Origin of the sequence: Propioniciclava sp., assembly GCF_029977985.1 — a bacterium.
Lineage (GTDB): Bacteria > Actinomycetota > Actinomycetes > Propionibacteriales > Propionibacteriaceae > Propioniciclava.
On the sequence record NZ_JARKOT010000148.1, the window covers coordinates 1 to 1,872 of the forward strand.

The 1,872-nt window shown below is 73.0% G+C and carries 2 protein-coding genes and 1 pseudogene; 1 reads left to right on the top strand and 2 read right to left on the bottom strand.

The features are described 5' to 3' along the window. Positions 1-225: pseudogene (locus Q1K57_RS09305) on the top strand (ABC transporter permease); the annotation flags it as partial. Between the two features lie 92 nt (positions 226-317). Here the strand turns inward: Q1K57_RS09305 and Q1K57_RS09310 are convergent. Both Q1K57_RS09310 and Q1K57_RS09315 read right to left on the bottom strand, forming a co-directional pair. Continuing rightward, positions 318-1,139, bottom strand: a complete 822-nt coding sequence (locus Q1K57_RS09310; RefSeq protein WP_300081406.1) for a PhzF family phenazine biosynthesis protein — start codon at positions 1,137-1,139, stop codon at positions 318-320. A 21-nt stretch (positions 1,140-1,160) separates the two neighbouring features. Then, positions 1,161-1,872 (bottom strand): 6-phosphofructokinase (locus Q1K57_RS09315; RefSeq protein WP_300081409.1); only part of this gene is annotated, 712 nt, incomplete at its 5' end.

Sequence of the window (1,872 nt, forward strand, 5' to 3'; positions counted from 1 at the left end):
TTCGTGATCCTGCTGTTCTCCCCGATCAGCTATCCGGTGGAGCGGATGCCGCAGGCCGTCCAGGCCGTGCAGGCGTTCCTGCCCTTCCAGCCGATGGCCGAGGTGATGCGCGCCGGGCTCGCGTCCGGCGACTTCACCGTGTCCGCACAGTCGGTCGCCGTCCTCGCCGCCTGGTGCGGGCTGTCCCTGGTCGGCGCCACCCTTGCCCTCCGCAAGCAGGCCTGAGCCTTCTCCCTCCTCACCTCCCCGCCGACTTGTCAGAGTCTGTGCCGGCTATAGGCGGCTGACGTTCTGACAAGTCGGCAAAGGCGAGGGGGTCAGAGGTCGACGGTGCCGGAGATGACCGTGCGGACGCGGCCGCCGATCCAGATCTCCGTCCCGTCGTCGTGGACGAAGACCTCGCCGTGCCGGCCCACCTCCGAGCCCTGCGTGGCCACGTACGTCGCCGGCACCACCCCGCGCGACCGCAGCCACTGCGCGACGGCGGCGTTCAGGCTGCCGGTCACCGGGTCCTCCCAGTGGCCGACGATGCCGCGCACCTCGTAGGCATACTCGTCCGGGCTCAGGCCGACCAGGCCGAGGTAGTCGCGCGGTCCGAGCCAGGTGCGGTCCACCCAGGCCCGGCGGACGGCGTCCGCGTCGGTCAGTTCGACCATCATCCACGGCGGACCGTTGTCGCCCCACTCGTGGGCGACCCAGTCGGTGCGGGGCATGCCGAGCGCCCCTTCCGCGATCGCCAGGTGGGCCTCGTCCAGCGGGCCCGAGCGCCGCCGCGGCGGGGCGGCGAAGGCGAGCCGGTCAGCGTCCACGCGCACCCGGACGAGCCCGGCCGCGCACTCCTGCACCACCGTCCCGGCATCGAGCGGACGGCCGCCGGCAGCCAGCCAGGCGGACGCCGAGCCGAGGGTGGGGTGACCCGCGAACGGCAGCTCCTCGGTGACCGTGAAGATCCGCACCCGGTAGTCGGCGCCCGGCGTGGTCGGCGGCAGCAGGAAGGTGGTCTCGGAGAGGTTCGTCCATGCCGCGAACTCCTGCATCGCCGCACCGTCGAGCCCGACGGCGTCGTGCACGACGGCCAGCGGGTTGCCGGTGATGCCGCCGTCTCCGAAGACGTCGACCTGGGTGAACCGCCGGCGCATGGCCGCCCCCGCCGCCGTGGTTCAGTCGCCGAGTCCGGTGCCGAGGGTGCGGGCGGTCAGGATCCCCTCGTGGTCGGTCGGGACGAGCTTCAGCTGGCCGGCGACCTCCTGCAGGGGGACGAGCTCCGTCCCCTCGCCGCGGGCCGCCACCATCACCCCGAACTGCCCGGACGCCACGGCGTGCGCCGCCGCCGTCCCCAGCCGGGACGCGAGCAGCCGGTCGGCCGCGCACGGGATGCCGCCGCGCTGCACGTAGCCGAGGATCGTCACCCTCGACTCCAGCCCGGTGGCGGCCTCCAGCTCGCGGGCCAGCTTGAAGGTGTGCTCGCGCTGTTCGTCCTCGACGTTGGCCAGGTGTGCCTTCGCGGCGCGCATCGCCTCCGGAGTCTTCGCCGCCCGGACGAGCAGCTGCGCGGCCTCGTAGTCGGCGGCGTCCTGCACGTCCCGGGCGCCCTCGGCGACGGCGACGACGCTGAAGGTGGAGCCCTTCTTCAGGCGTTCCTTGATGGTGTCGGCCACGCTCGCGACCGAGTACGGGATCTCCGGCAGCAGGATGATGTCGGCGCCGCCGGCGATGCCCGCGCCGAGGGTGAGCCAGCCGGCGCGGTGGCCCATGATCTCGGTGAGGATGATCCGGTGGTGGCTGTGCGCGGTGCTGTGCAGCCGGTCGATGGCGTCGGTGGCGATCTCCATCGCGGTGGCGAAGCCGAAGGTGGTGTCGGTGCGGGCGATG

What these genes read in the sequence shown, in the direction of transcription:
- Q1K57_RS09310 (WP_300081406.1), bottom strand. Translation starts at nt 1,139, where the DNA reads ATGCGCCGGCGGTTCACCCAGGTCGACGTCTTCGGAGACGGCGGCATC.